The organism is Streptomyces sp. AK08-02 (assembly GCF_033795085.1).
Lineage (GTDB): Bacteria > Actinomycetota > Actinomycetes > Streptomycetales > Streptomycetaceae > Streptomyces > Streptomyces echiniscabiei.
The window spans coordinates 153,831-175,412 of the sequence record NZ_JARAZV010000005.1 but is presented as its reverse complement, the minus strand read 5'-3'; the positions used below and the strand labels follow the sequence as shown (position 1 = coordinate 175,412).

Annotated in this window: 18 protein-coding genes; 10 read left to right on the top strand and 8 right to left on the bottom strand. The window is 70.6% G+C overall.

The annotated features are described in order from the left end of the window. Positions 1 to 2: 2 nt before the first annotated feature. From efeB to PV734_RS11710, 4 genes are all read left to right on the top strand, one after another. Positions 3 to 1,325: an iron uptake transporter deferrochelatase/peroxidase subunit gene (gene efeB, locus PV734_RS11725; RefSeq protein WP_319096607.1), complete on the top strand. Its 1,323-nt coding sequence runs from the start codon at positions 3 to 5 to the stop codon at positions 1,323 to 1,325. Between the two features lie 112 nt (positions 1,326 to 1,437). Further along, positions 1,438 to 2,370 carry a prephenate dehydratase gene (pheA, locus tag PV734_RS11720; RefSeq protein WP_319096608.1) on the top strand — a complete coding sequence of 311 codons (933 nt, stop codon included), beginning with the start codon at positions 1,438 to 1,440 and terminating at the stop codon, positions 2,368 to 2,370. A 546-nt stretch (positions 2,371 to 2,916) separates the two neighbouring features. Next, on the top strand, positions 2,917 to 4,206 hold the full coding sequence (serS, locus tag PV734_RS11715) for a serine--tRNA ligase (RefSeq protein WP_319289409.1): 1,290 nt from the start codon (positions 2,917 to 2,919) through the stop codon (positions 4,204 to 4,206). Further along, positions 4,203 to 5,015 (top strand): HAD family hydrolase, encoded by an 813-nt coding sequence (locus tag PV734_RS11710; protein WP_319096610.1) that lies wholly within the window; start codon positions 4,203 to 4,205, stop codon positions 5,013 to 5,015. The genes serS and PV734_RS11710 overlap by 4 nt, the downstream gene beginning before the upstream one ends. A gap of 328 nt (positions 5,016 to 5,343) precedes the next feature. Here PV734_RS11710 and PV734_RS11705 read toward each other — a convergent pair whose 3' ends face one another. From PV734_RS11705 to PV734_RS11685, 5 genes are all read right to left on the bottom strand, one after another. Beyond that, positions 5,344 to 5,553, bottom strand: coding sequence for a hypothetical protein (locus PV734_RS11705; protein WP_319096611.1), 210 nt, complete (start codon positions 5,551 to 5,553; stop codon positions 5,344 to 5,346). A 113-nt stretch (positions 5,554 to 5,666) separates the two neighbouring features. After that, positions 5,667 to 6,386: an ABC transporter permease gene (locus PV734_RS11700; RefSeq protein WP_319096613.1), complete on the bottom strand. Its 720-nt coding sequence runs from the start codon at positions 6,384 to 6,386 to the stop codon at positions 5,667 to 5,669. A 10-nt stretch (positions 6,387 to 6,396) separates the two neighbouring features. Next, complete coding sequence (locus PV734_RS11695; protein ID WP_319096614.1) at positions 6,397 to 7,308, bottom strand: ABC transporter ATP-binding protein; 912 nt, start codon at positions 7,306 to 7,308, stop codon at positions 6,397 to 6,399. After that, entirely contained in the window at positions 7,305 to 8,210 is a 906-nt protein-coding gene (locus PV734_RS11690; protein WP_319096615.1) for an ABC transporter permease subunit, read from the bottom strand. The genes PV734_RS11695 and PV734_RS11690 overlap by 4 nt, the downstream gene beginning before the upstream one ends. Then, on the bottom strand, positions 8,200 to 9,225 hold the full coding sequence (locus PV734_RS11685) for an ABC transporter ATP-binding protein (protein WP_319289576.1): 1,026 nt from the start codon (positions 9,223 to 9,225) through the stop codon (positions 8,200 to 8,202). The genes PV734_RS11690 and PV734_RS11685 overlap by 11 nt, the downstream gene beginning before the upstream one ends. A 240-nt stretch (positions 9,226 to 9,465) precedes the next feature. Here PV734_RS11685 and PV734_RS11680 point away from each other — a divergent pair, with 240 nt between their 5' ends. The 6 genes from PV734_RS11680 (at position 9,466) to PV734_RS11655 (ending at position 15,212) form a co-directional block, all read left to right on the top strand. Next, positions 9,466 to 10,308: a M24 family metallopeptidase gene (locus PV734_RS11680; protein WP_319096616.1), complete on the top strand. Its 843-nt coding sequence runs from the start codon at positions 9,466 to 9,468 to the stop codon at positions 10,306 to 10,308. After that, the gene (locus tag PV734_RS11675) at positions 10,305 to 12,059 is read left to right on the top strand and encodes an SDR family oxidoreductase (protein WP_319289408.1); all 1,755 of its coding nucleotides are present in this window, start codon (positions 10,305 to 10,307) and stop codon (positions 12,057 to 12,059) included. The genes PV734_RS11680 and PV734_RS11675 overlap by 4 nt, the downstream gene beginning before the upstream one ends. Positions 12,060 to 12,247: 188 nt before the next feature. Next, positions 12,248 to 12,796: an RNA 2'-phosphotransferase gene (locus PV734_RS11670; protein ID WP_319289575.1), complete on the top strand. Its 549-nt coding sequence runs from the start codon at positions 12,248 to 12,250 to the stop codon at positions 12,794 to 12,796. 24 nt (positions 12,797 to 12,820) lie between these two features. After that, positions 12,821 to 13,279: a hypothetical protein gene (locus tag PV734_RS11665; RefSeq protein ID WP_319096619.1), complete on the top strand. Its 459-nt coding sequence runs from the start codon at positions 12,821 to 12,823 to the stop codon at positions 13,277 to 13,279. Positions 13,280 to 13,343: 64 nt separating this feature from the next. Then, on the top strand, positions 13,344 to 14,255 hold the full coding sequence (locus PV734_RS11660; protein WP_319289407.1) for an LLM class flavin-dependent oxidoreductase: 912 nt from the start codon (positions 13,344 to 13,346) through the stop codon (positions 14,253 to 14,255). Positions 14,256 to 14,342: 87 nt separating this feature from the next. Further along, positions 14,343 to 15,212, top strand: a complete 870-nt coding sequence (locus tag PV734_RS11655) for a Cof-type HAD-IIB family hydrolase (protein WP_319289406.1) — start codon at positions 14,343 to 14,345, stop codon at positions 15,210 to 15,212. 25 nt (positions 15,213 to 15,237) lie between these two features. Here PV734_RS11655 and PV734_RS11650 read toward each other — a convergent pair whose 3' ends face one another. The 3 genes from PV734_RS11650 to cydD all read right to left on the bottom strand — a co-directional run bounded on the left by PV734_RS11650 (position 15,238) and on the right by cydD (position 21,530). Next, positions 15,238 to 16,305 carry a M23 family metallopeptidase gene (locus PV734_RS11650; RefSeq protein ID WP_319096622.1) on the bottom strand — a complete coding sequence of 356 codons (1,068 nt, stop codon included), beginning with the start codon at positions 16,303 to 16,305 and terminating at the stop codon, positions 15,238 to 15,240. Between the two features lie 101 nt (positions 16,306 to 16,406). Continuing rightward, positions 16,407 to 17,921, bottom strand: a complete 1,515-nt coding sequence (locus PV734_RS11645) for a GAF domain-containing protein (protein WP_319289405.1) — start codon at positions 17,919 to 17,921, stop codon at positions 16,407 to 16,409. Positions 17,922 to 17,990: 69 nt separating this feature from the next. Next, positions 17,991 to 21,530: a thiol reductant ABC exporter subunit CydD gene (gene cydD / locus PV734_RS11640; RefSeq protein ID WP_319289404.1), complete on the bottom strand. Its 3,540-nt coding sequence runs from the start codon at positions 21,528 to 21,530 to the stop codon at positions 17,991 to 17,993. Positions 21,531 to 21,582 lie beyond the last annotated feature (52 nt).

Sequence of the window (21,582 nt, the reverse complement as noted above, 5' to 3'; positions counted from 1 at the left end):
CCATGGCTGACCAGTCCACCAAGGAAACCGACGGGGAGAACTCCGTGGGTGACGCCGACGGGAACTCCGCGAGGAACACCACGCGGAGCATCTCGCGTCGGCGGTTGCTCGGCACCGCCGGTGCCACCGGGCTCGCGCTCGGCGCGGCGGGCGGGGCCACCGGCTATGCCGTCGGCTCCTCCGACTCCGACTCCTCCGCCGAGGCTTCCGGCCAGTCCCCGGCGCTCACTTCCGTGGGCGCGGACATGGCAAAGTTTCACGTGAAACATCAGGCCGGCATCACCGAGGGCCTCCAGTCCTGCGGCCACCTGATCGCCTTCGACCTGACGGCAGGCGCGGGGCGCAAGGAGGCAGCCGCGCTGCTGCGACGCTGGTCCGACACCGCCCAGCGGCTCATGGCGGGCGAGGCTGCCGCGCACGACGACACGGATGTCGCCCGAGACGCGGGCCCGTCGTCCCTTACGGTCACCTTCGGCTTCGGGTACGGGTTCTTCGCCCGCACCGGGCTGGAGAAGCAGCGCCCGGTCGCGCTCGACCCGCTGCCCGAGTTCTCCTCCGACCACCTCGACAAGGCCCGCAGCAACGGCGATCTGTGGGTCCAGATCGGCGCCAACGACGCCCTGGTCGCCTTCCACGCCCTGCGCGCGATCCAGAAGGACGCGGGCAGCGCCGCCCGGGTCCGCTGGCAGATGAACGGCTTCAACCGGTCTCCGGGTGCCACCGCCCAGCCGATGACCGCCCGCAATCTGATGGGGCAGATGGACGGCACCCGAAACCCGAAGCCGTCCGAGGCCGACTTCGACAAGCGCATCTTCGTGCCCGCGACCGGCGAACCGTCCTGGATGGCGAACGGCTCCTACGCCGTCGTACGCCGTATCCGCATGCTTCTCGACGACTGGGAGCAGTTGTCGGTCAAGCAGCAGGAGGACGTCGTCGGGCGGCGGAAGGCGGACGGGGCGCCGCTGAGCGGCGGGACCGAGACGACCGCGATGGACCTGGAGAAGGTCGACGCCAACGGCGATCTGGTGGTCCCCATCAACGCGCACTCCCGGATCACCCGCCCTGACGAGAACGGCGGCGCGGCCATCCTGCGGCGCCCGTTCTCCTTCCACGACGGGATCGGCGCGGACGGTACGCCCGACGCGGGGCTCCTCTTCGTCTGCTGGCAGGCCGACCCGTTGCGTGGTTTCGTCCCCGTCCAGCGCAAGCTCGACCGGGGTGACGCGCTGTCGAAGTTCATCCGGCACGAGTCGAGCGGCCTGTTCGCGGTCCCGGGCGGGGCGGCCGAAGGGGAGTACGTGGGGCAGCGGCTGCTGGAGGGGTGACGCGGTGCTGCCCGGGGGCCTCCGGGTGGTGTCCGGGGTCGGCGTCACCCCCTGGGGCGACGGATCCGGGAAGCGTGCGCCGGGTTCGGCAAGGGCCATTAGGGTGAGACGCATGTCAGCCAGCTACGCGTATCTCGGCCCCGAGGGCACCTTCACCGAGGTTGCCCTGCGCACGCTTCCCGAGACGGCCACCCGGGAGCTGATTCCGATGGTGTCCGTGCCGGCCACGCTCGACGCGGTGCGCAGCGGTGAGGTCGAGGCCGCGTTCGTGCCGATCGAGAACTCCGTCGAGGGCGGTATCACCACCACGCTCGACGAGCTGGTCGCGGGCTCCCCGCTGATGATCTACCGCGAGGTGCTGCTGTCGATCACCTTCGCGCTGCTGGTCCGGCCGGGCACCAAGCTGTCGGAGATCAAGACCGTCACCGCCCATCCGGCCGCGCAGTCGCAGATCCGCAACTGGATGAAGGTCAACCTTCCGGATGTGGTCTGGGAGTCGTCCGCCTCGAACGCGGACGGTGCCCGGCTGGTGCAGGAGGGCCGCTACGACGCGGCCTTCGCGGGTGAGTTCGCCGCCGCCAGGTACGGCCTCACCGCGCTGGAGACCGGTATCCACGACGCGGAGAACGCGCAGACGCGGTTCGTCCTGGTGGGCAGGCCCGCCCGGCCCGCCGCACCGACCGGCGCGGACAAGACGTCCGTGGTCATCTGGCAGCGCGACGACCACCCCGGTGGACTGCGTGATCTGCTGGGCGAGTTCGCGGTACGGGGCGTCAACCTGATGCTGCTCCAGTCCCGGCCGACCGGGCAGGGCATCGGCAACTACTGCTTCGCCATTGACGCCGAGGGCCATATCTCCGACCGGAAGGTCGCCGAGGCGCTCATGGGGCTCCGGCGGATCTGTCTCAAAGTGCGGTACCTGGGTTCGTACCCTCGTGCGGACATCGGCGTGGAGGACGTCCGTGCTCCCCTGCCGGGGACGTCCGACGAGGAGTTCGTGACGGCGGCCGACTGGGTGGCGCGCTGCCAGGACGGCCGCTTCTAGCGGTCCCCGGCGCATCCGGCCGGTCCTACCAGCCGATTTGCGTTATCCACAGAAGTTATCCACAGGCTGGCTTCTCGACCTGGGGACAAGTCGACAACGGAGCGTCAGTCTGTCGACAAATCTCCCTACAGGTCGCCGCCTCGTCCACAGTCCGGCATGCCACCCTTCGTCCACTCGTTTCCCTGGCGTAACTCCCCGGGGTTACGCATATCCACCCGAAAGTGGGCGTGAGGGTGGTTTGCTTCGGGAATTGGTCATCTCGCGGACACCTTTCGAAACGATCACTTCCGTAATCCACAGATCTTTCGCACAGCCTGTGGATAACTTTGCGCGGGTGTGGATTACTGTGGACGACCCCGCCCTCAAGTCCCCATCTCCACAAGGGATTCGGGTCAACCGGACGCTACCGCCTGACCCTTTCAGGGAAGCGGGGCGCTTTTCTTTGACACCCCCCGAACAGATCGACATTTAGGGCAAATGGCTACACAGGGTGCGTATGGAAATACCGAGTCGTGAGTGCCAACCCCGCACCGGTAGCCTTGGAGGGTGATTGACCTTCGCCTGCTTCGTGAGGACCCCGACCGTGTGCGCGCTTCGCAGCGTGCCCGTGGAGAGGACGTCGCGCTCGTCGACGCTCTCCTGTCCGCCGACGAGCGGCGCAGGTCGTCCGGCGTCCGCTTCGACGAACTGCGCTCCGAGCAGAAGTCGCTCGGCACGCTGATCCGCAAGGCCTCCGGCGACGAGAAGGCCGAACTGCTGGCGAAGGCCGGGCAGCTCGCCGCCGACGTCAAGGCGGCCGACGCCGAGCAGCACGAGGCGGACGAGGAGGCCAAGAAGCTCCTGCTCCAGCTCGGCAACCTGGTCCACCCGGACGTCCCGGTCGGCGGCGAGGAGGACTTCGTCGTCCTGGAGACGCACGGCACGATCCGCGACTTCGGCGCCGAGGGCTTCGAGCCCAAGGACCACCTGGAGCTGGGCGAGGCGCTGGGCGCCATCGACGTCGAGCGGGGCGCCAAGGTGTCCGGCTCGCGCTTCTACTACCTCACCGGCGTCGGCGCGCTCCTCGAACTCGCCCTCGTCAACGCGGCGATCGCGCAGGCCACGGAGGCCGGCTTCGTCCCGATGCTGACTCCGGCGCTGGTCCGCCCGCGCGCGATGGAGGGCACCGGCTTCCTCGGCCAGGCCGCGGAGAACGTGTACCACCTGGAGAAGGACGACTACTACCTGGTCGGCACCTCCGAGGTCCCCCTCGCCGCGTACCACATGGACGAGATCCTCGACGCCGACAAGCTGCCGATGCGCTACGCCGGCTTCTCGCCGTGCTTCCGCCGTGAGGCCGGCACATACGGCAAGGACACCCGGGGCATCTTCCGCGTCCACCAGTTCGACAAGGTCGAGATGTTCTCGTACGTCGACCCGGCGGACGCGGAGAACGAGCACCAGCGTCTCCTGAACTGGGAGAAGCAGTGGCTGACCGCCCTCGAACTGCCCTTCCAGGTCATCGACGTGGCCTCCGGCGACCTGGGTTCGTCCGCCTCGCGCAAGTTCGACTGCGAGGCGTGGATCCCGACCCAGGGCAAGTACCGAGAGCTGACCTCGGCCTCCAACTGCGACGGCTTCCAGGCCCGCCGCCTGTCCGTGCGGATGCGTGACACCAGCGACGGCAAGAACAGGGTGCAGCCGCTCGCGACCCTGAACGGCACGCTGTGCGCCGTACCGCGCACGATCGTGGCGATCCTGGAGAACCACCAGCTGGCCGACGGTTCGGTGCGCGTACCCGAGGTGCTACGCCCGTATCTGGGCGGCCGGGAGCTGCTGGAGCCGGTCGCCAAGTGACCGACGCCGCTGGGTCGTTCCCCTATCGGCTCGTCGCGACCGATCTCGACGGAACGCTTCTGCGCTCCGACGACTCGGTCTCGGCGCGCACCCGTGAGGCACTCGCCGCGGCCACCGCGGCGGGTGCCGCCCACATCGTCGTCACCGGCCGGGGGGTGCGCTGGACGCGGCACATCCTCGACGAACTCGGCTACGAGGGCCTCGCGGTCTGCGGCCAGGGCGCACAGGTGTACGACGCCGGGGCGCATCGTCTGCTGACGTCGATCACCCTGGACCGGCAGCTGGCCTCGCTGGCGCTGGCGAAGATCGAGGCGGAGGTCGGGCCGCTGTTCCTGGCCGCGAGCCGGGCCGGCATCGACGGCGAGGTGATGGTCGGGCCGGGCTACACGAGCGTGGGCTCGCTGCCCTTCCTGCCGCTCACGGACCCGTCGCAGCTCTGGGCCGAGCCGCTGAGCAAGATCTACGTCCAGCACCCGACCCTGTCGTCCGACGAGCTCACCGAGGTCGCCACCCGGACCGCGGGCGGCTTCGTCACGGTCACCATGGCCGGCGAGGGGATAGTCGAACTCCTCCCGCTGGGCCTGTCCAAGGCGAAGGGGCTGTCCCTGGCGGCCCGCAGGCTGGGCCTGAAGCCCGCGGACACGATCGCCTTCGGCGACATGCCCAACGACATCCCCATGTTCACCTGGGCCGCCCGCGGGGTGGCGATGGCGAACGCCCACGCCGAACTGCGGGCGGTGGCCGACGAGGTGACGTCGTCGAACGACGAGGACGGCATCGCGGTCGTGCTGGAGCGGTTGCTGGCGTAGGCCCCGCCGTCAGGGCCGGGGGCCTGGGAGGGCGGCCCGCGCGAAGTGACTCGCGCGCTCGAAGTGGCCGCCCCGGGCAGCTCCCCCCGCTGAACGGGCCCGCCGAAGGTAGTGACTCCCACGGAACCGCAACGGGCTGCCCCGAAGGAAGCCGAGCAATCGCCGCACATCGGCGTCGACCCGGCTCCGCTCCCAGAACCCGACCCCAGGTCACCGGATCTGCCACATCGGACAGATCCGGCGTACTGGACACAACCACTGTGCCCGTACGCGGAGTCGGGCGCCACCGAATAAAACCGGTGACCGAATCCGGGGCCGGCCGGACGCTCTACTTACGGCGCCACCTGCGGCGACGCGACCTGCTGAAGAACCAGCCCGCCGGAGGTTCGTCCGACCGCCAGGGCTGCGGCTCGGGAGCCTCCTTCCGCCACCGCGCCGTCAGCATCCGGGCGCGGGCGGACGGTTCGGCGGCTTCGGCAGAGCGTATGAAGTCCTCGTCCAGGACCAGCTCGTCCCAGATGTCCCCGTCCCCTGCCATCCCCGTCCTCCTTGCCCTGTGACCCCGTTTGTCCAGTCTGCCCGGACACGCGTGAAGTCCCTGTCAGAAATCCCTGTCAGGAGACCGCGCGTACCCGGGCTTCCGGTTTCCGCCTACTCCTCGCCGGTCGGCGTCAGCGTGCGCAGCTTCTGTCCGGCGTACCAGGTGGCGAGGACGGTGACCACGATCAGCAGGACCGTCGCCGTGGTCAGGCCGACGTCCGAGGTGACCAGGTCGCCGCCCGTGACCTTGTGGCCGACGGCAAGTGCCCACTGCTGGACGCTCAGTGTGCGCGCCCCGGGCACCAGCGAGCCGAACAGGGCCTCCCAGACCAGGGCGTAGACGAGCCCGAAGACCACCGCGTGCCGGGACACCGTACCGAGCAGCAGGAAGAGCGCGGCGTAGGCGATGGAGGCGACCAGTGCGGCGACCGTGTAGGCGACGGCGACCTGCTGGCCGTTGCCGTTGAGGATGAGGCCCGCGACGAACGTCGGTACGGCCGAGAACGCCATGGTGACGCCGATCGCGACGATCAGCTTGGTGTAGATGATCTTGGATCGCTTGAGCGGCTTGGACAGCAGGTAGACGACGGAGCCGTCGTCGATCTCCGGGCCGATCGCGCCGGTGCCCGCGATGACGCCGATGAGCGGCACCATCGTGGCGAGGGCGAGTCCGCCCAGCACGTCCGCCGCCGTCTGGTCGTCGGCGCCGACGAGGCCGCGTACGGCGACGGCGATCACGATCAGCAGCAGGGGCAGCGCCCCGAGGATGAGGGCCCGGCGGCGGCCGAGCAGGGCCCGGTAGGTGAGCCGGGCGACTGTGGGGTCGTACATTTTCGGCCTCCTACGCGGCGACGAGATACGAGAACACGGATTCGAGGGACTCGTCGGACGGCGAGACCGTGAGCAGCCGGATGCCGTGATCGCGCGCGACGCGGGGCAGCAGGGCGGTGAAGCGGCCGAAGTCGACGGCCTGGATGCGCAACGCGCCCTCCGCGAGGTCCACCTCGATACCGGAGGTCGACGGGTCGGCGATCAGCGCGGCGGCCAGCGCCCGGTCGTCGCTGGAGCGTACGAGGTAGCGGTGCGGGCGGTCGGTCATCAGGCGGCGGATCCGGCGGAAGTCACCGCTGGCCGCGTGCCGTCCGGCGACGACGACCTCGATGTGGGCCGCCAACTGCTCGACCTCTTCGAGGATGTGCGAGGAGAACAGGACCGTGCGGCCCTCGGCGCCCATGCGGCGCAGCAGGTCCATGAGCTGCATGCGCTGGCGCGGGTCCATGCCGTTGAAGGGCTCGTCGAGCAGGAGGAGCGACGGATCGTGGACGAGCGCGCTCGCCATCTTCACGCGCTGGCGCATGCCCTTGGAGTACGTCGAGATCTTCCGGTCCTGCGCGTACTCCATCTCGACCGTGGCGAGCGCCCGCTGTGCCGCCTTGGCGCCGAGGCCGTGCAGCTCGGCGTTGGCGACGACGAATTCCTTGCCGGTGAGGAAGTCGTACATCGCCTCGCGCTCGGGGACGATGCCGATGTGCTTGTAGATCTGCTCGTTGCGCCACACGGGCTGTCCGTCGAGGGTGACGGTGCCGGTGGAGGGTGCCAGGAAGCCGCCCATCATGTTGATGAGGGTGGACTTCCCGGCGCCGTTGGGGCCGAGGAGACCGGTGACGCCCGGGCCGATCGTCATGGTGATGTCGTTGACCGCCACCACGTTGCCGAACCAGCGCGAGACGTGGTCGATGTTGAGCGTGGTCACAGTCCGACCTTTCGGTAGCGGCGCATCAGAAGGCCGTAGCAGCCTGCGACGAGACCCAGGACGGCGAGGAGGAAGAGCACGCCTTCGCCGGTGCTGGGTCCTACCCCTCCGGGGTAGGAGGACGTTCCGCCCAGGAAGGCCGTCTGCACGCCGTCGATCAGCGTGATGGGCGAGAAGAGGCCGATCCAGGGGACGGCGCCCGAGCTGCCCTGCGCGTCGGCGATGGCCTGGAGCGTGGAGACCGCCCCGTAGGAGATGGTCAGTACGGCGATGACAGCCGCGATGCCGAAGCCGCGGCGCGGGGTGACGGCCGAGATGACGAGGCCGATACCGGCGAACAGCAGCGAGAGCAGTGCCACGGAGACGAGCCCCTGCAGGAATCCCTTGGTCTGGTCGGTGAAGTCGAGCTTTGCCAGCAGGGCGCCCGCGTAGAGCACGATCAGCGGCACCGCGGTGATGAGGAACAGGGCCGAGGCCAGCGCCGCGAACTTGGCCCGTACGTAGTCGGCGGTCTCGATCGGCCGCGAGAAGTACAGGGGTACGGTCTTGAAGCGCAGGTCGCGGGAGACGGCCTGGGGTGCCTGCGAGGCCACGTACAGGCCGATGACCGCCTGCATGATGACCGCGTAGTTCGTGTACTCGACGGGCAGCTTGTGGGCCTTGGTCGCGACCGTGACCGCCACCATGATGGCCGCCGGCACGCACATCACCGCGAAGAGCACCATCGGCAGCACCTTGGACTTGACCGAGCGGCCCAGGCCGTAGGAGCCGCGCAGGGACTGCGAGTAGAGCGAGCGTCGGGCGTACGCCCGGCCCAGACGCGGGCCGTCGTACGAGCGGTAGCCGATGTTGTGGATGCGGGACTGGGCGCCCGCCTGTGCCGGGGTCTGCTCAACCGCCATGGCCGACCGCCTCCTTTCCCGCGGGGTTCTGTGCGGTGCTCTGTTGTGCGCTGCTCTGCTTGGCGTTCCGCTGTTCGTCGCTGTCGGTGAAGACCTCGGAGATGTGGTGCCTGCGCTGTTCCATGCGCACCAGGCCGAGGCCGAGGTCGGCGACCGTGTCCCGTACGAGGTCGTAGGTGTCCTCGCCCTGCGCGGTGAGCAGCAGGATGTGGCCGGCGCCGGGCAGGCCGCTGCCGTCGTGGGTCTCCACCCCGCGCGCGTGGAGCGCGTCGCGCACCGCGGTGGTGCCGTCCGGGTGGTCGTCGGTGTCGGTCACCTCGATGGCGAGGATGGCCGTGGACTGGGTGAAGTCCGTGGTGGAGCTGGACCGCAGGAGCTTGCCGCCGTCGACGACCACCACGTGGTCACAGGTGCGCTCCAGCTCTCCGAGCAGGTGCGAGGTGACCAGCACGGAGATGCCGAAGTCCGTGTGGATACGTCGGATCAGACCGAGCATCTCGTCGCGGCCGACCGGGTCGAGGCCGTTGGTCGGCTCGTCCAGGAAGACCAGCTGCGGGTCGTGGACCAGGGCCTGGGCGAGCTTGACACGCTGTTTCATGCCGGTCGAGTAGCCACCGATGGGACGGTAGCGCTCCTCGTAGAGCCCGACATGGCGCAGAGTGTCCGCGGTGCGCTCGCGGGCGGCGGCCGGCGGAAGCCCGGACATGCGCGCCATGTGCACGACGAACTCGGTGGCCGAGACGTCGGGCGGCAGGCAGTCGTGCTCCGGCATGTAGCCGACGCGCTCACGGATGGCGCCGCCCTCGGTGGCGACGTCGAGCCCGAGCACGGTGGCGCGGCCCTCCGTGGCGGGAGACAGACCCAGCAGGATCTTGATCAGAGTGGATTTGCCGGCGCCGTTGGCACCGACGAGTCCGGTCACACCGGGTCCGATGTCCATGGAGAGCCGGTCGAGCGCGGTCACCCGGGGGAACCGCTTGCTCAGGCTTTCGGTCGCGATCACAGTCACGTCCATGACGGTAGTGGCGCACACCACACCGGTCGTCAGCCCGAAGAGCTGTCTCGGCATCCACCTTCAGTCGTACGGGCCCGTAGGGGTCAACCTCAGGTCGAACAACCGGCGAGTCTGTGGACAACGGCGCCGTTGTCCACAGACAGGCGTTCGACTGTTGACGCGGGCTCTAACAAGTGTCAGATTCGCGAGGGTCAAGTTACGGGCACGTAGCGCGGTCGATGGGGACGGTGGGCGACGGCAATGGCGACGGCGGCGGTGGGCGGACGCACCGGGGAACTGGCCGGGTTCCGGCGGGTGCAACGGCTGGCGTACGAGTGTGCGGAGGCCGTCGCGGCGCGACTGGAGCCGGGGATCACCGAGCGCGAGGCGGCCCGGATGCAGCGGGAGTGGTTGCGCGAGCGGGGCGTGCGGGACTGGTTCCATCTGCCCTTCGCCTGGTTCGGGGACCGCACGGCGTTCGTGAACTTCCGCGTCCCCCTCCAGTTCTTCCCGACCGGCCGCCGACTGGAGCCGGGGATGCCGTTCATCCTGGACCTGGCCCCGGTCCACCGGGGTTTCGCGGCGGACGTCGGCTACTCCGGCTCGCTCGGCACCAACCCGGTGCAGGAGAGGTTGATGGCCGACCTGGAGGCGCATCGCGAGCTGATCCTGCGCGAGGTGCGGGAGCGGCGTCCGCTGCGCGAGATCTACGAGGACGTGGACCGCCTCATGGTCCGCCAGGGCTATGCCAACCGGCATCGCGCGTATCCCTTCGGGGTGATCGCGCACAAGGTCGACCGGGTGCGGGAACGGCCCTGGTCACCAAGGGTGTTCGGGTTCGGTACGCAGTCCCTGAAGGGTTTGGCGGGCGACGCGCTGCGCGGTCATCGCGAGGGCTGGTCGCCCCTGTGGTCGCCGTACCGCTTCTCCGACCATCCGCCGCGGCCGGGTCTGTGGGCGGTCGAGCCGCATCTCGGATTCCGGGGCACGGGGGCGAAGTTCGAGGAGATCCTGGTCGTCACGGACTCCGCGGATCCGCGGGAGAGCGCGTTCTGGCTGGACGACGAGTTGCCGCACGTGCGGCGTTGGGCGGAGGCGAAGTGACGATCGACGGGGCGCGTGAGCGCCGGGTGCGCACGGGCGGGATCGAGCTGTGCGTCGCCGAGTTGGGGGACCCGGCGGATCCCACGGTGATCCTTCTGCACGGCTATCCGGACTCCAAGGAGGTGTGGTCGGAGGTCGCCGAGCGTCTCGTCGGCCGCTTCCATGTCGTGCTGTACGACGTGCGGGGCCACGGCTGTTCGTCGGCTCCGCGTCCACTGCGCGGCGGCTTCACCCTGGAGAAGCTGACCGACGACTTCCTGGCCGTGGCGGACGCGGTCAGTCCGGACCGGCCGGTGCATCTGGTGGGGCACGACTGGGGCTCGGTGCAGTCCTGGGAGTTCGTCACCGTCGCACGGACCGAGGGCCGGATCGCGTCCTTCACGTCGATGTCCGGGCCTTCGCTGGACCACCTCGGCCACTGGACGAAGGGGCGGCTGAAGCGGCCGACCCCGCGCGCGGTCGCCCAACTCCTCGGTCAGGGGCGCAGGTCCTGGTACGTGTACGCGATGCACACGCCCGTGCTGCCCGAACTCGCCTGGCGCGGACCGCTCGGCAGACACTGGCCGAAGGCGCTGGCCCGCGTCGAAAGGATCCCGGCGGACGGTTACCCGACCGCCTCCCTGCCCGTCGACGCGTCCAACGGCCTCTGGCTGTACCGGGACAACGTGCGGTCCCGGCTGCGCAGGCCCCGCACGGACGCGTACGCGCATGTGCCTGTGCAGCTCATCACGCCGCTGGGGGACGCGTTCCTCTCCGAGCGGCTGAACGACGGACTGGAGCGGTGGGCGCCCGGGCTGGTGCGCCGCACGATCGACGCCAAGCACTGGATCCCGCGAACCCGGCCCGACCAGGTGGCCTCCTGGATCGGTGAGTTCGTGACCGCCAACGAGGCCGGGCAGCTCCCGGCGGCGCCAACGGGCAGGTACGCACAGCGTTTCGGCGGCCGACTGGTCCTGGTCACCGGGGCGGCCAGCGGCATCGGGCGGGCCACGGCCTTCGCGTTCGCCGAGGCGGGCGCCCGTGTGGTGGCCGTCGACCGGGACGCCGAAGGCGCTGCCAGGACAGCCGAGTTGGCCCGTCTTGTCGGCGCCCCGGAGGCCTGGCCGGAGGTGGTCGACGTCTCGGACGAGCAGGCGATGGAGAAGCTCGCCGAGAGGGTCGCCACGGAGTACGGCGTGGTGGACGTGCTGGTGAACAACGCGGGGATCGGCCTCTCGGGGTCCTTCTTCGACACGACCGCGGACGACTGGAAGAAGGTCCTGGACGTCAACTTGTGGGGTGTGATCCACGGTTGCCGGCTTTTCGGGAAGCAGATGTCCGAGCGCGGTCAGGGCGGCCACATCGTGAACATCGCGTCCGCCGCCGCGTACCAGCCTTCCAAGGCGCTGCCCGCGTACAGCACTTCGAAGGCCGCGGTACTGATGCTCAGCGAGTGCCTGCGCTCCGAGCTGGCGGGTCAGGGCATCGGTGTCTCGGCGATCTGCCCCGGGTTCGTCAACACGAACATCACAACGACCGCGCGCTTCACGGGAGTCGACGAGCAGGAGCAGGCCCGCCGACAGAAGCGGACGGCGCGGCTGTACGGATTGCGCAACTACCCACCGGAGAAAGTCGCTTCGGCCATTCTCCGCGCGGTGGTGCGCAACCAGGCGGTCGCACCGGTGACGCCGGAGGCCCGGGGCGCGCATCTCATGTCCCGCTTCGTACCGGGGGCGTTGAGGGCGCTGGCGCGAATGGATCCGCCCTTGTGACCAGAAATCTCAAATAGCATTAAATAGGCGCAAGTTGACCAAAGGGTGGAAAGAGGCAGGCGGTTGTCCACAGTTTCGCCAATTCCCCTGTGGATAACTGGACTTGGCTGTGGATCAAACCTCCGGACCAAAATCAAATGCGTGACACCCGTCCCGCCCGGCACCCTTACGGGATGACCGAGAAAGAGATGGACGAAAGACGCACCGTGAAGGTGTCGAAGTACCTGTCGAAGCATCTGCGGCACCAGCCGGAGCGGATCGGGCTCACGCTCGACGAGGCCGGCTGGGTCGAGATCGACACGCTGATCGCGGCTGCCACGGCCCACAACTTCCGGTTCACCCGGGAGGAACTGGACCATGTGGTCGCCGCCAACGACAAGAAGCGCTTCGCGATCGACGGCACCCGGATCCGCGCCAGCCAGGGTCACAGTGTCGAGGTCGACCTCGGGCTGCCCCCGGCGACCCCGCCGCCGTATCTCTACCACGGCACGGTGGACCGCTTCCTGGACGCGATCCGCGCCGAGGGCCTGCGGCCCATGAACCGGCATGCCGTGCACCTCTCGCCCGACCGTGAGACCGCGACCCGGGTCGGCGCCCGCCGGGGCCGGCCGATCGTGCTCTCCGTGGACTCGGCCGCCATGCACCGCGACGGGCACCTCTTCCATGTGAGCGCGAACGGAGTCTGGCTCACGGAGGCGGTACCGCCGCGTTATCTGCGCTTCTCCGGCCCGCGCTGACCCACGCACGACAGCGACCCCGGCATGATCGAGGGCATGGACCACCTGCCCACCACCGAGGCCGCCGTCACCGCACTGCGTGCCCTCGCCGCCGAGTACTCACGCGAGATCGAGGTCGGCCATGACATCGGCGCCGACCAGACCTCCCGGCGCACGGCCGCGGGCATCGGCGTCACCACGGACCCGGACGGCTCGCTCCCGCACGAGGCGTTCGCCGAGTTCGGCGGAGTCCCCCGGGTGACCGTCCGCCTCTTCCCCGACGACGACGCGCTGATCACCGTCGAGGGCGTCGAATGCCACGACATTGCGCGCGACGACGTCCCTGCCTTCCTCCGCTCCGTCTACGACGGCCTCGCGTTCGTCGCGGCCCGCCGCTTCCCGCACACCCGCCACCTGGTGGTGCCGCTGCCCGGCGACCGCACGTACAAGGAGTACATCCCTCTGCTCGGCCTCAGCCCATGGCTCAGCAGCCGCATTCGGTGAGCGTTCCCACGACCACAGGGCGACTGTTTCACGTGAAACATGAACGGCGCCTAGGCTCTGAACCATGAGCCTGCACCTGAGCACCGTCATCCTGCCGTACCGCCGTTGGCACGAGGGCGGGCGTTCGGCCTGGCAGCGCGCGGAACAGCTCGGCTTCCACACCGCGTACACGTACGACCACCTGTCCTGGCGCACCTTCCGGGACGGCCCGTGGTTCGGCGCCGTGCCCACACTCACGGCAGCCGCCGCTGTCACCGACCGGCTGCGCCTGGGCACCCTCGTCACCTCGCCCAACTTCCGGCACCCCGTGACGCTGGCCAAAGAGCTGATCTCCCTCGACGACGTGTCGAACGGCCGGATCACCCTGGGCATCGGGGCGGGCGGCACCGGCTTCGACGCCACTGCCCTGGGCCAGGATTCGTGGACCCCCCGGGAGCGCGCCGACCGGTTCGGCGAGTTCGTCACGCTCCTCGACAAGCTGCTGACCGAGGACGGCAAGGAAGGCGTCTCGTACCAGGGCGACTACTACTCCGCCCACGAGGTGCGCAACATCCCGGGCTGTGTACAGCGCCCCCGGCTGCCCTTCGGGGTGGCCGCCACCGGACCGCGTGGGCTGAAGCTCGCCGCACGCTACGGACAGGCCTGGGTGACGACGGGCGACCCCCGGTTGTACGAGAACGGCACTCCCGAGCAGTCGGTCCAGGCCCTGCGTGGACAGGCCGAGAAGCTGGCCGACGCCTGTGCCGCGATCGGCCGGGACATGCGCGGACTCGACAGGATCCTGCTCACCGGGTTCACTCCGGACCGGGGGCGTCCGCTGGAGTCGGTGGACGCGTTCGTCGACTTCGCGGGCCGCCACCGGGAGCTGGGCTTCACCGAGATCGTGATCCACTGGCCCATCCCGGACTCCTACTTCGCGGCGGACGAGCAGGTCTTCGAGCGCATCGTCACCGAGGCACCGGCCCAGTTGCGCTGACGCGGGACCGGTCAGGGCGGTGAGGGCGGTCACTCACCTGGGCGGAGCCCCGAACAGACGGGCGCGGGCATACGCGAGAATGGGCGGGTGACCTCAGCGACCAGAGAGCCCGAGACCCCCGCCGCCGCCCTCCCGATCCGGCTGATCGCCACCGACCTCGACGGCACACTGCTGCGCGACGACAAGTCGGTGTCCCCGCGCACGGTGGCCGCCCTGGCCGCCGCTGAGGCAGCGGGCGTCGAGGTCTTCTTCGTCACGGGCCGCCCGGCTCGCTGGATGGACGTCGTCAGCGAGCACGTCCACGGTCACGGCCTGGCGATCTGCGGCAACGGCGCAGCCGTGGTCGACCTGCATGGCGGCCCCGGCGCCCACCGTTTCGTGAAGGTGCGGGAGCTGGCCAGGGACAACGCGCTGGACGCCGTACGCCTGCTGCGTGACGCCGCGCCGGGGACCGTGTACGCCGTGGAGCAGACGTACGGCTTCCACCAGGAGCCGGAGTATCCGAAGCTGCACATGGAGGTGCCGGACAACCGGGCACCCGCCGAGAAGCTGCTGGCCCCGGGCGGCCCGAGCGACGGTGAGCCCGTGCTGAAGATCCTCGCCTTCCACCACACGATGGACCCCGACGTGTTCCTCACCACCGCCCGGCTCGCGATCGGCGACCGTGCCACCGTGACCCGCTCCAGCCCAAGCGCCCTGCTGGAGATCAGCGGTCCGGGTGTCTCCAAGGCGAGCACGCTGGCCCTGTCCTGCACCGAGCGGGGCATCTCGTCCGAGGAGGTCGTCGCCTTCGGGGACATGCCGAACGATGTGGAGATGCTCACCTGGGCGGGCCGGTCGTACGCGATGGGCAACGCGCATCCCGATGTCGTCGCGGCGGCCTCGGGTCGGACCGCGCCCAACAACGAGGACGGGGTGGCCGTCGTGATCGAGCGCCTGCTCGCGGAACGCCTCTGAGAGCGCCGCCGCACGAGGGCCGTCCCTACAGCGGCACCCCGCGCTCGGCCAGCCACGCCGCCGGGTCCACCCCTGACCCCAGTTCGGGTGTGACGCGTACCTCGAAGTGCAGGTGGGGGCCGGTCGAGTTGCCGGTCGTGCCGGTCTGGGCGATCCACTGGCCCGGAGTCACGCGTTGCCCCTGGTCGACGGTGACAGCGGCGAGGTGCGCGTACTGCGTGTAGTAGCCGCCGGCGTGCTCGATCACGATCTCGATGCCGAAGGCGCCTCCGCAGGACACCGACACCACCGTGCCGGCGCCGACCGCGCGCACCGGGGTGCCGATCGGTACCGCGAAGTCCTGCCCGGTGTGCCCGTTCGACCACCGGTCGCCGCCGCTGCCGAAACTCGCGGAGAGCTCGTACGTCTCCACGGGCGTGACGTACTCCGGCATGGTCCCGGGGTCCGGCTGGTCGAGCCGGACGGCGCCCCGGCACGAGCCCGCCGCCACCGAGGCCTCGGCCCGGCCCTGCAGCGTCCAGCGGGCTTCTTCGAGTTTCGCCTCGATCGAGCGCTTCAGCTCGGCCAGTTCGCCGTTCCTGCGCTCCAGCGTCTGCCACTGCGCCGCCGCCTTCGCCTCGTCGGCGGCGAGCCGGGCCTCCGCGCGCCGGCTCTTGTCGATCGCGTTGTTGACGGCGAGATCTGCCCGCCACACGGCCCGCTGACCACGCATCAGGTCGTCGGGACTGTCCGCGAGCAGCATCTGCGCGGTGAGGGGCAGGCCGCCTCCGCTGCGGTACTGGCCGCGTGCGATCCGGCCCAGGTCCTCGTGCAGGACGGCGATGTCGCTCCGTTCCCGGCTGAGGAGTTCCTCGTACCGCCGGGCTCTGGCGCCTTCCACCTCGGCCTCGCGTCGTCCGGCCTCGTACTGCCGCGTCACCACGGCCGCATCCGCGTACAGCCGGGTCACCTCGGTACTCAGACCCGAGTCCGTACCGGCGTCCGGTCCGGGGTCCGTGCCGTCGCCCGAAGCCGCCGTGGGCCGGGCGACCAGAACCGCGAGCGCGCACAGCAGCGCCGGAACGAGCAGCGGGTGGCGGCGACGTGATCCCATGTCAGCGATCGTGTACCGCAAACCGGGCGGGGTGCCTGTTCAAGTCGTACGCCTGGGGGACCCGTTGCCACGAACGGCTCACTGGAAGGGCCGTGACGGGCTCAGTACGGCGCCTGCCACATCACCGTCGTACCGCTGCCGGCCGGGCCGCTGCCGGGTCCGTGACCGCTGTCGCCGCCCAGCGACTCGGCGCGCCGTTTCAGGTTCCTGAGGCCGCTGCGCCGGCCGCCCTCGGGGATGCCGACACCGTCGTCGGCGACGGTCAGCCGGACGCCCCGCCGGCCGTCCGGCAGGGTCGCGTTCGCGTCGACCACGACATCGATGCGGGACGCCCCGGCATGGCGGAAGGCGTTGGACAGTCCCTCGCGAAGGGCGGCGACGAGGTTTTTGCCGGTCGGCTCGCCGACATCGGTGTCGACCGGGCCGACCACCCGGAGCGAGGGCCGGAAGCCGAGCGCCACGGCGGCCATGTGGATCTCCCGCTCCACCCGTGTGGACAGCTCGGACGGGATTTCCCCCGGGTCGTCCTGGAGGGCGAAGATCGCGGTACGGATCTCCTGGATGGTGACATCGAGTTCGTCGACGGCCCTGCCGACGCCGTCCCGTACCTCGGGCGCGACCGGCCCACGCTGGGCGCTCTCCAGCATCATCCCGGTGGCGAACAGCCGTTGGATGACGAGGTCGTGCAGGTCACGGGCGATCCGGTCGCGGTCCTCGTACACCGCGAGGCGTTCCCGGTCGCGCTGGGCCTCGGCCATCATCAGCGCGAGCGCGGCCTGTGCGGCGAACTGGACGGCGAGCGCGCGTTCCGTCTCCGTGAACGCGCGCTCTCCCCGCGCGCGGGGCATGGCGAGGCTGCCGACGACGCGGCCGTCGCTCTGCAGGGGCAGCAGCAGAGTGGGCCCGTAGTCACTGGTGAGGCCGTTGCCGATGGCCAGCCGGGGGTCGTTGGCCGCGTCGGCGACGAACACCGGCTCGCCTTCGAGGAGTTCGGCGACGATCTCGCGCTCCGGCGGGATGATCACGCCGAGCGCGTCGGAGGGGCTTTCCGCGTCGACGGCGACGATCTCCAGGCCGCCCTCCTCCGCGGGCAGCAGCACGATCCCGGCCGCGGCTCCGGAGAGCCGGCGTGCCTGTTCGGCGACGATCCGCAGCGAGGCGCCGATGTCGCCGCCCGAGAGCAGCGCGGTGGTCACGGCCACGGATCCGTCGATCCAGCGCTCGCGCTGCCGGGCGGCCTCGTACAGACGGGCGTTGCCGATGGCGATGCCCGCCTCGGTGGCCAGCACCCGGACCAGGGTCAGGTCGTGCTCGGTGTAGGGCCCTCCGCCGCGCTTGGCACCCAGGGAGAGGTTCCCGAAGACTTCGCCGTGCACCTGGATCGGCTCGACGTGCCGGACGTTCTCCTCGTCGACTCCGTGGTGAACGAGGTCGGTGAGGCCCGTGCCGTCCTCGGCGAGGACCCTGATGGCCACATGCCCCGCGTCCACCAGGGCAGTGGCCGACGCACAGATCCGCTCCAGCGTGGCATGCGGCCCGAGCCCGCTCCCGACGGCCCGCATGGCTTCCAGCAACTGCGGTACGCACGGTTCGGGGCGAAGCGGTGGGTCGGACATCCCCCGAGCCTAATTAGTGCTCTTTGTCCACGAAAGTCGAGCCGAAGGGACCCCGTGCCGAGCAGGGGCTCAGAGCACCATCTCCGTTGTCGATGCCAGTCGCTCGGACTCCGCCTCCCGCTCCGCCATCCCCCGCAGCGGCCCCTCGACGGCGACCAGCTCCGCGAACGTCCCGCGCTGCACGACCTGCCCGCCGTCCAGCACGATCACCTCGTCCACGGCGTCGAGACCGGCCAGCCGGTGGGTGATGAGCAGCGTCGTACGGCCCTCGGTCGCGGCCAGCAGATCGGCGGTGAGCGCGTCGGCGGTCGGCAGGTCCAGGTGTTCGGCGGGCTCGTCGAGCACGAGCACCGGGAAGTCGGCGAGCAGCGCCCGGGCGAGCGCCAACCGCTGTCGCTGTCCGCCGGACAGCCGCGCCCCGTGCTCGCCGACCAGTGTGTCGAGACCGTCGGGCAGCGATTCGGCCCAGTCCAGCAGCCGCGCCCGCGTGAGGACGCCCCGCAGGTCGGCCTCGGTCGCGTCCTTCTTCGCCAGCAGCAGGTTCTCGCGCACGGAGCTGTCGAAGAGGTGCGCGTCCTGGGCGCACAGTCCGACCAGCCGCCGTACGTCGTCGCCGTCCAGCGCGTACGCGTCCACCCCGCCCAGCGTGTAGGAGCCGGCGTCCGCGTCCAGGAACCGCAGGAGCACCTGGGCGAGCGTCGTCTTGCCGGACCCGGAGGGACCGACGACGGCGACCCTGCGCCCTTCGTCGAGGGTGAGGTCGAGGCGGCCGAGGGCGTCCCGTTCCTGTCCGGCATGCCGGGCCGCCAGCGCCCTGACGACGACAGGGAACGGCGACCGCGGCGCGGGAAGCGGCACCTCGGGTTCCCGTACGGGCTCCGGCGCGTCCAGGACCTCGTACACGCGCTCGGCACTCCTGCGCACCCGCTGCCGGTACCGCACGGCGAGCGGCAGTCCGAGGACCGCCTCGAAGGCGGCCAGGGGAGTGAGGACGACAACGGCCGTCACCACTCCGTCGAGCCGCCCGTCGGCGACCGCCCGGGCTCCGACGAGGGCGGTGGCCGCGACCGTCAGCCCGGACAGCAGCGCGGTGAGCCCGTCGCCGAGGGCGGTGGCAGTGGCCGCGCGTGAGGCGATCCTGGTGAGCACCGAGTCGGCCCGCCGGACCTGCTCGGTACGTCCGTTCAGGGCGCCCGCGACCGTCGACTCGGCGGTGCCGGTGAGCAGGTCGGCCACATGCGTGGCGAGTGACCCGCGGGCCGGGGCGAGCCGGCGTTCCGCACGCCGGGCCACGGCACTGGTCACGAGGGGGACGCCGACGCCGGCGGCGAGGAGCCCGGCGGCGAGGACGGCCCCGGCCTCCGGCAGGAGCCACGCCGTGAACCCGACAGAGGCGGCCGAGACGACCACGGCGGCCCCGACGGGCAGCAGCCAGCGCAGCCAGTAGTCCTGGAGGGCGTCGACATCGGCCACGAGCCGCGACAGCAGGTCGCCGCGCCGAACCGTCCGCAGTCCGGCGGGCGCCAGCCTCTCCAGGCGCCGGTAGACGGCCACCCGGGTGTCGGCCAGCATCCGCAGCACGGCGTCGTGCGACACCAGCCGCTCGGCGTACCGGAAGACGGCGCGTCCGATCCCGAAGGCCCGCGTGCCCGTCACGGCGACCATCAGATACAGCACGGGCGGCTGCTGCGAGGCCCGCGAGATGAGCCACCCGGAGGTCGCCATGAGCCCGACGGCACTGCCGAGCGCGAGGCTCCCGAGCAGCAGCGCGAGTCCGAGCCGCCCGCGCCGGGCCCCGGACATGGCCCGCACCCGCGCGAGCACACCGAGTCGCCCGGTGGGAGCGCCTGGCACGAGTACGTCCTCGTCGAGCACGGGGAGCAGGGCACTCCGTGGACCGTCCACGAGGAGTCCGTCGCCTCCGAGGGGACCTCCGGCCTGCTCGTGACCAGGCAGCGGTGCCGGGCGCACGGCATCCGCCAGCCGCACCACCCGGTCCGCCACCCCCAGCAGCGCCGGTCGGTGCACGACCAGCAGCACCGTCCGTCCCACGGCAAGGCGCCGCACGGCGGCCACGACCTCGGCCTCGGTCTCCCCGTCCAGCGCGGCCGTCGGTTCGTCGAGCAGGAGCACAGGCCGGTCCGCGAGGAACGCCCGGGCCAGCGCGAGCCGTTGCCGCTGCCCGGCGGAGAGTCCGGCCCCCTCCTCACCGAGCACCGAGTGGACGCCCTCGGGCAACGCGTCCACGAACTCCAGGGCTCCGGCGTCGGCCAGCGCTCCGCGTACGGCGGTGTCGTCGGCGTCGGACCGGGCCAGCCTTACGTTCTCCGCGATCGACCCGGCGAACAGATGAGGCCGCTGGGGCACCCAGGCCACCCGCGAACGCCACTGGTCCAGGTCGACATCCGCGAGGTCGACGCCCCCGACCGACACACGTCCTTCCGTCGGCCGGACGAACCCCAGGAGTGCGTGTAGCAGCGTCGACTTGCCGACGCCGCTCGACCCGACGAGCGCGACCGTCTCGCCGGCCCCGACAGCGAACGAGACGTCCGCCACCGCGTCCACCGAGCGCCCGGGATACCTGACCGTGACGCCCTCGAAGGACACCTCGCCCTCCGGCGCCGCCCCGGTCCCGGACTCCGGCACCGGCGTCTCCAGCACGGCGAAGATCTCCTCGGCCGCGGCCAGCCCCTCCGCCGCCGCGTGGAACTGGGCGCCCACCTGCCGCAGCGGCAGATACGCCTCCGGCGCGAGGATGAGAATGACGAGCCCGATGTACAGGTCCATCTCGCCGTGCACGAGCCGCATACCGATGGTCACCGCGACCAGTGCCACGGACAGTGTCGCCAGGAGTTCCAGTGCGAAGGACGAGATGAAGGCGATCCGCAGGGTCCCCATCGTGGCCTGCCGGTACTCGCCGGTGATCCGCCGGATCGACTCGGCCTGCGCCTTGGCCCGGCCGAACACCTTCAGGGTCGGCAGCCCGGCCACGACATCGAGGAAGTGGCCCGACAGACGGGACAGCAGCCGCCACTGGCGGTCCATCCGGGACTGCGTGGCCCAGCCGATCAACATCATGAAGACCGGAATGAGCGGCAGGGTACCGACGATGATCGCGGCGGACACCCAGTCCTCGGTGACGATCCGTGCCAGCACGGCAACGGGCACCACCACCGCGAGCCCCAACTGCGGCAGATAGCGCGAGAAGTAGTCGTCGAGCGCGTCCACTCCCCGCGTGGCGAGGGCGACCAACGACCCGGTCCGCTGCCCGCTCAGCCACCCGGGTCCGAGCGCGACAGCCCGCTCCAGCAACCGCATCCGGAGTTCCGACTTCACCGCGGCGCTCGTCCGGTGGGCGGCCAGCTCGGTGAGCCAGGAGACCACCGCCCGGCCGGCGGCGACTGCCACCAACAGCAGAAGAGGCGTACGGAGCTCAGTGACCGACAGACCGTGCTGGAAGGCGCCGACCACCACCTCGGCGATGAGCATGGCCTGCGCGATGACCAGCCCCGCGCCGACGGCGCCGAGACCGACGACCGCCAGCAGGAAGCGGCGTGTGGCACCGGCGTACCGGAGGAGCCTCGGATCGATTGGTTTCACGTGAAACATGCCCTTCGGTCCAGAGAGGCGGTTTCGCGATGTTTCACGTGAAACATCGCGA